The following is a 7,114-nucleotide window of genomic DNA, read 5'->3' on the forward strand; positions in this document are numbered from 1 at the left end:
TTCAAGTAGCCAATTAACCGGTATCCAATGCAAATCCGTCGCGCAGCACCGCTGCTGTTTGCGTTATTAATGGGCTCGTTTGCCCAGGCGCAGTCTAACCCTACCAGCCTAGCGCGTCCTACGCCCCGCCAACTGGCCTGGCAGCAACTCGAAACCACCGCTTTCCTGCATTTTACGGTCAACACGTATACCGACAAGGAATGGGGTGATGGTACCGAAAGTCCGGCTATTTTCAACCCAACAAAACTCGATGCCCGCCAGTGGATACGGGCGCTGCGCGATGCTGGTTTCAAGATGGCTATTATCACGGCCAAGCACCACGATGGATTTTGCCTGTGGCCGTCGAAGCTGACCGAGCATTCGGTAAAAAACAGCCCCTGGAAGAATGGCAAAGGGGATGTGGTGCGCGAAGTGGCCGATGCCTGCCGCGAATACGGCCTTAAGTTCGGCGTGTACCTTTCGCCCTGGGACCGGCACGAAGCCCGCTACGGAACGGCTGCTTACAACGACTATTACAAAGCCCAGCTGCGCGAGTTGCTGACGAACTACGGCCCCATCTCGGAAGTATGGTTCGACGGGGCGAAGGGCGAAAACGCAAAGGATATGACCTATGACTTTGCGGGCTACTGGGCGCTGGTGCGGCAGTTGCAGCCGCAGGCGGTTCTGTTCTCCGATGCCGGACCAGACGTGCGCTGGGTGGGTAACGAAGCGGGAAACGCTGGTGAGACGTGCTGGTCGACGATCAATACGGAAGGACTTGCCCCCGGCAAGGCCGACCCTAAATACCTGAACCGGGGCGATCCGACGGGTAAACAATGGGTGCCGGCCGAAACGGATGTGTCTATCCGGCCAGGCTGGTTCTACCACTCCGCCGAAGATAGCAAGGTGCGGTCGGCGCAGGATCTTGTCAACCTGTATTATCAGTCGGTTGGGCGCAACAGTCTCCTGTTGCTGAACGTGCCGCCCAATCGCGACGGCCTGCTGGCCGATTCGGACGTAGCCAGTCTGGCTGCTTTCCGTCGGGTGCTGAACGAGACGTTCAAAACAAATCTGGTGGCAAAAAATCCGAAGCTGACCGACAAGCAACTGACCACGTTTCTCCCCCTCTCGGCTACCCAGCCGTTGACCATCGACCTGAACGGAGAGCAGACGTTCGACCGAATACTGATTCAGGAAAACATTGCCAACGGACAGCGGATTGCCAGCGGTCGGGTCGAGTACTGGAACGGTACCGAGTGGCAGTCGATTCAAACGTTCACAACCGTGGGCCACAAACGACTGCTGCGGTTTCCGGCCGTTCGTTCGTCGCTCATCCGGCTCATGGTTACCAACGCGAGCGGACCGGTTCAGTTGGCTGAAGTGGGCGTATACAAAGCGTCGGCAGGTGAAGAAAAATAACCGCTGACGGCTCCCGCCAGCGCAGCATTTTGCCGCCAGAGTAGATGGGCTAAAAAGAAATTAGTGACAATTTGATCCGTGTGCTGTTGTTCATAGACCGAGTCTGACGGATTCATCCGGCATTCGCTGTCAACGAAGTAATCAAAACGCTTAATCGAATCCATATTCATGTTGTACCCGCTTACGTTCGAGCCCATTTTTAAAGACAAAATCTGGGGTGGTCAGAAGATCAACACCGTCCTCGGTAAAGATTTCAGCCCCCTGCCCAACTGCGGTGAAACCTGGGAAGTGTCTGACGTTGAAGGCAACGTGTCGGTGGTGGAAGAAGGCAGTCTGAAGGGAAAATCGCTTCGGGACCTGCTCGCACAGTACAAAGGTGCGCTGGTTGGCGAACATGTCTACGAACAGTACGGCGACCGGTTTCCGTTGCTCATCAAATTCATCGACGCCAACGACGACCTGTCCATTCAGGTTCACCCGAACGACGAACTCGCCAAAGAGCGGGGTGTTGGCTACGGGAAAACCGAGATGTGGTACATCATGCAGGCCGACGAAGACGCGAAGCTCAACGCTGGTTTCAACCGCGAGGTGACGAAAGAAGAATATGTTAAAGCCGTGGCCGACAATACTATTCAGGATATCCTGAATATTGAGCCTGCTTCGCCCGGCGATGTGTTTTTCCTGCCCGCTGGCCGGGTGCATTATATCGGGAAAGGGCTGCTACTGGCCGAGATCCAGCAGACATCCGACACCACCTACCGCATTTACGACTTCGACCGGGTTGATGCGACGACGGGCCAGAAGCGGGAACTTCATACCGACCTGGCGGTAGATGCTATCGACTACCACCATTACGACGACTACAAGACGCAGTACGAGCGTAAGATCAATGAGGGAGTCAACGCGGTAAAAAGCGATTACTTCGTAACCAACGTGTTGACTTTCAATCAGGAAGTGGAGCACGATTACACCCACCTCGATTCGTTCGTAGTCCTGATCTGCGTATCGGGCGGGCTTACCGTCAACGCGCCGGGTGGCTACAGCGTTTCGCTGAAAATGGGGGAGTGTGCGCTGATTCCGGCTTCGGTAACGAACGTAACGCTCGTGCCAGATGGCGACATGACGGTGCTGGAAACCTATGTGCCCTAGTGGGCTCACCAGACGCTACTGCTTCAGTTTGTTCTTCAGCAACATAATGCCGGCTCCGGGTTTCCGCCAGTAGTTCATCAGGTCGGCATGGTCGAAGGTGGTGGGGCGGAAAAAAGAACCCAGCAGAATATCCTCGTCGCCATCCTGATCGATATCGCCAGCGGTCATTCGTAACCACCGGCCCCGGTTAGCGGTGGCGAAGGTGCGGGGTGTGAACGCGAGTTTGCCCCTGTTCTCCAGGTAAACGAAGCCCGCATAGGGCTGTTGCGAAAAGTCGGGGAAGTGAGCAATGGCGGCTATGTCCAGATCACCGTCCTGATCGAAATCCCGGACAACGGTTTGCGTAGCTCCGTGCATGGGGTAAAACCAGGCCTGCCGGAACTTGAAATGACCGTCGTTCAGGAAAATACGCACCCCATGATACCCTTTCAGGATAGGCGAGTAATCGGCGTTGTCGCCATTGGCGTAAACGAGGTCGGGCGCGCCATCCTGGTTCATGTCGATGAGTTCGAGGTAGCTGGAGCCATAAACAGACGGGAAGCGCAGTACGGTCTCTTTCCGGAATGATCCGTTGCGGAGGTTATGATAAACCGCTACCTGCTCGTCGCCCTGGGTTAGCAACGCCACCACGTCGGGCCAGCCGTCGTTGTCGACATCGCGGACGATCGACAGCCGGGCTCCGGATACGGCGTCGAGGATATGTTCCCGGTAGTTGTCGCCGGCGGGACTGGTTTGGGGCAGGCGCTCGTGCCAGGTTAGTTTGCCGGTATAGTGCCCGAACTGGCAGACGACGGCATCTTCGCGTCCATCGCGGTTCAGATCGCCCGTGGTTACCTGCACGGGCCGTTCCAGCCCCCGTAGTTGTGGTGTTATGGCGGGGCTGTTCTTCGCGGCATGCGACCACATCCCTTTCTGCTGATCATTTGGATTCAGGATGCCAATCGTGAGCCAGTCAGCACTTCCATCGGGATTCGTGCGCCGGTCGGTGGCGGGGCTTCCCAACTGCAACGAATCGACCCGGTGCAGATTTCGGTCAAGCGCATAAACCTGACCGCGCCCGTCGCCTGCCCAGGTGCGGTGGGTCAGTGAATCATACGTCAGCAACGTCACGAATCCGTACAGGGCCTGTGTAGACGACTGTGCCTGAAACAGGGGCAGACTGGCTTGCAGGGCATCATGAGCGGGTTGCGGAACCGGCTTGTCGGGTGCTTCGGTGGTGTAAAAGGCAACGATTTTCTGCCAGTCTCCAGGGTGGAGCATGGGGGTTTCGGGTAGGGCGTTTGCGGCCAGCACCCGCGTCAGTTCGTTGGTGTCGTTGAAATCGGTCAGGGTACTCATCCGCTTATCCGACAGCCCCATCCGCAGGGCCATCTGCGGCAACACGCCCTGCTGCCAGCTTTTTTTATCAAGCAGTGACGGGGCCGGATACAGGTGGCAGCTTCCGCAATATTGCTGGCTAAGCTGTCGACCGCTGAGTTGGGTGAGGGCAGGCGTGGTGGGTGTTGTGGGCGTTTCCTGGGAAGAGGTAGACCGACAGGCCGTCAGCAGGTGTATGAAAAGAAAGACAATAACCGTCAGGCGGGGGAAATACATACTTGGCTCTTTTGACAAAGATAACCCCAAAAAAGCGTTTAAAAAGTACCTGTGTTCGTTACCGAAAAGGCATTAGCCCTGCGCTTGCTGCCGGGTAGTCTACTCAAAAAAGTGTTGTTTTGCGTCCCATACTTATTTTCAGCCTATGACCTGTTTCGTTGGGGTCGACGTCGGTACAACCAATGTCAAAGCCCTTGCTCTGCTTCCGGATGACCTCAGTCAGATTATTGCTCATGCGTCGGCTCCGGTTACGACGCTCAATCCCGAGCCAGGGTATGCTGAGCAGGATCCGGCCGAGATCTGGTCGGCTTTCGTGCAGGTCATGGCCGAGGTCAGTGAGGAAGTCGCTGCCAGTGGTCATACCATCACCCATGTTGCCTTCAGCACGGCCATGCACAGCCTGCTGGCTATGGATGCTGCCGGTGCCCCCCTTAGTCACGTCATACTCTGGTCCGATAATCGGGCGGAAGCCCAAGCTACCGCGCTCCGTACCGATCTGGCCGAGCTGGGCAAAGCCATTCATGCCCAAACCGGTACACCCATCCACCCCATGATTCCGCTGTGTAAACTGGCGTGGCTCCGCGAACACGACCCGCGTCTGCTCCGTCGGGCCGCTCGCTTCGGGTCGATCAAAGAGTTCCTGTGGACTAAACTGACTGGTGCATTCGAGGTCGATTACTCCATTGCAACCGCTACGGGCTTATTCGATGCGGCTAACAGGCAGTGGAGTGAGCAGGCGATACAGTATGCGGGTGTCCGGCCTCAACAATTGTCTACGCTGGTTCCAACAACGCATCAGCGGTTACACAAGCTCTCGCCGGAAACGGCCAAAACGGGCCTGTCGGCCGAGGTGTCGCTGGTGATCGGGGCCTCGGACGGGTGTTTGGCCAATCTCGGTGCTGGTGCCATCAAAGCGGGTACCGCCACCCTTACCATCGGAACCAGCGGAGCCATCCGCCAAACGGTTCGTGAGCCCCTCCGCGATGAGCAGGGGCGTTTGTTCTGCTACATACTGGACGAAGACCATTATGTGGTGGGCGGGCCAACCAATAACGGCGGTAACGTACTGGAATGGGTGACAGAAAAACTGACGCGGCTTGATACGGAAGCAGTTTTGACCGAAGCAGAATCAGTACCGGCCGGTTGCGACGGGCTGCTGTTCATGCCCTATCTCCAGGGCGAACGCGCTCCGCTTTGGGATGCCAGCGTGCGGGGTGCTTACCTGAATGTAGACTGGCAGCATACGCAGGCCCATTTCGCGCGGGCAGCGCTCGAGGGCGTGCTTTTCAATCTGCTTAGTATCAATCAACTGCTGGTGGCGCATACGGGGCCTGCCCGGGTGATCCACGCGAATGGCGGTTTTGCGCAGTCTACCTTCTGGGTGCAGATGCTGGCTGATATGGCTGGCATTCCTGTTCGGCTCAACGCCAGCAACGAAAGCGGTTCAATGGGGGCGGTACTACTCACGATGAAAGCCGTTGGCCTGGTTGCCTCACTCGACGAAGCAGCCGAACGCGTGGCGTTTGGCGAGACGTTCAAGCCTGACCCGTTGCGGCACCGTACCTATATCGATGTCTTTAAAAAGTGGCAGGCTGGATCGGCACGGTTGTACTAAATACGTTGAGCCTGGCAGGCTCAGCGACTGAAACTCAGGTCAGCAACAACAGCCCGGTGGTCGGAGCCGGGGTGGGGCAGGGTGTGGAATAAAAAAGGCCGGAACCCGGCGTTCGTGAAGACATGGTCGATAGGAATCATCATCGGCGGAAAAAAGCGCGGCCATGTCGGTTGGGTCAGCGAACGCCGGGCGGGCCGTAAATTCCCTGGTTTTTCAACGGGTGGACGTTCGGAGGTCCGCTCAACGGGTCTGAAAATAGTTTTGTAAAGCGGGGAGAAGACGCTGATGTTGAAGTCGCCAACCAGCACCGTTGGCAACGCCTGCGATCGGGTTCGCTGAGCCGCATTGGTCAGTTGGGCATTGCGTTCCTGAAACCAGGACGGCAGCAGGGGCGTACGCGGGTGAACGGTGACCAGGCCTATCGTTCGTCCCCGTACCTGCGTCGTCCCCGCAATGATCCGCTGGGTTCTTGCCAACGGCTGATCGACCCGAATCGGGTTTCGGCTCCCGGCCAGCACCCAGCACGGCCCTTTCGACCAGCAGGCAAACCAGTAGGGATACTCCCGACTCAGCTCTCTGGTGACGAGCCTAATGCTGGCGGGCGTCATTTCCTGCAAAACATAGATGTCTGGCCGCTGTTGGTGGATCAGCGACAGGGTAGGGGCATAGTCGGTGCGGCTATACAATACATTGGCATGAAAAATCCGGACGTCGGCGGCCAGGGGCAATTCATCAGGGTCATAATCACCCGCCACCCATATGGGGTATTCGAAACCTTTCACCCCCAAAAAGACCAAAAACGGAATGACCGTGAAGCCGGCCAGGCTTTTCTTTCCCAGTACCAGCAAGCTAAGCACATTGGCTAGTACTAGTATGGTTGCCAAACCGAAGTACTGCGTCTGGAAGTGGGTAAATAACTCGAAGAAGTAAAAACGACCCAGCAGTCTTCCCGCCAGCCAGGCCAGGAAAAGTCCGATGGCCAACCCATTGAGCCAGTGGCTAACCGACTGTGGGCGCTGACGAAACCGCTGCCAGCGCGAAGTAGCCACAGGCGAAGAAGGGGTACCGAGCATAAACAAGTGCGTTGAAAGAGGAGTACAGACCGGCAAAGCGGTTAGAATAGGTAGCCGATGTGCTTTTCGTAAATAAACAACTTAGTCGGGAAACAACGACAGACCTGATCCGGATTTCAATCTATTGGCTGTATGCAGCAGACTGTTGTGAAAATCCATCTGGTATGATCGGGTTGGGCTAGTGCTCTTCCAAATTAATAGTTGAAGTAAAATAGAGTAGCTTTGTAGTATGGGCCAAATCGCTACTCCATTCGTCTTGTCAGAAGCCGATCAGACAACACTTGAT

At 56.5% G+C, this 7,114-nt stretch carries 5 protein-coding genes; 3 read left to right on the forward strand and 2 right to left on the reverse strand.

From position 1 onward, the window contains the following. The first annotated feature begins 27 nt into the window (after positions 1 to 27). Together FH603_RS09550 and FH603_RS09555 are read left to right on the forward strand one after the other, a co-directional pair. Complete coding sequence (locus tag FH603_RS09550; RefSeq protein WP_186737258.1) at positions 28 to 1,398, forward strand: alpha-L-fucosidase; 1,371 nt, start codon at positions 28 to 30, stop codon at positions 1,396 to 1,398. Between the two features lie 168 nt (positions 1,399 to 1,566). Continuing rightward, positions 1,567 to 2,547 (forward strand): type I phosphomannose isomerase catalytic subunit, encoded by a 981-nt coding sequence (locus FH603_RS09555; RefSeq protein WP_186737259.1) that lies wholly within the window; start codon positions 1,567 to 1,569, stop codon positions 2,545 to 2,547. A 15-nt stretch (positions 2,548 to 2,562) separates the two neighbouring features. Here the strand turns inward: FH603_RS09555 and FH603_RS09560 are convergent, their stop codons facing one another. Further along, entirely contained in the window at positions 2,563 to 4,140 is a 1,578-nt protein-coding gene (locus FH603_RS09560; RefSeq protein WP_186737260.1) for an FG-GAP repeat domain-containing protein, read from the reverse strand. Positions 4,141 to 4,285: 145 nt separating this feature from the next. Here FH603_RS09560 and FH603_RS09565 point away from each other — a divergent pair, with 145 nt between their 5' ends. Beyond that, on the forward strand, positions 4,286 to 5,755 hold the full coding sequence (locus FH603_RS09565) for a gluconokinase (RefSeq protein ID WP_186737261.1): 1,470 nt from the start codon (positions 4,286 to 4,288) through the stop codon (positions 5,753 to 5,755). Between the two features lie 20 nt (positions 5,756 to 5,775). Here FH603_RS09565 and FH603_RS09570 read toward each other — a convergent pair whose 3' ends face one another. Next, complete coding sequence (locus FH603_RS09570; protein ID WP_186737262.1) at positions 5,776 to 6,828, reverse strand: endonuclease/exonuclease/phosphatase family protein; 1,053 nt, start codon at positions 6,826 to 6,828, stop codon at positions 5,776 to 5,778. Positions 6,829 to 7,114 lie beyond the last annotated feature (286 nt).

It is taken from the genome of Spirosoma utsteinense (assembly GCF_014282275.1).
GTDB classification, from domain to species: Bacteria; Bacteroidota; Bacteroidia; order Cytophagales; family Spirosomataceae; genus Spirosoma; species Spirosoma utsteinense.

What these genes read in the sequence shown, in the direction of transcription:
- FH603_RS09550 (WP_186737258.1), top strand. Translation starts at nt 28, where the DNA reads ATGCAAATCCGTCGCGCAGCACCGCTGCTGTTTGCGTTATTAATGGGC.
- FH603_RS09555 (WP_186737259.1), top strand. Translation starts at nt 1,567, where the DNA reads ATGTTGTACCCGCTTACGTTCGAGCCCATTTTTAAAGACAAAATCTGG.
- FH603_RS09560 (WP_186737260.1), bottom strand. Translation starts at nt 4,140, where the DNA reads ATGTATTTCCCCCGCCTGACGGTTATTGTCTTTCTTTTCATACACCTG.
- FH603_RS09565 (WP_186737261.1), top strand. Translation starts at nt 4,286, where the DNA reads ATGACCTGTTTCGTTGGGGTCGACGTCGGTACAACCAATGTCAAAGCC.
- FH603_RS09570 (WP_186737262.1), bottom strand. Translation starts at nt 6,828, where the DNA reads ATGCTCGGTACCCCTTCTTCGCCTGTGGCTACTTCGCGCTGGCAGCGG.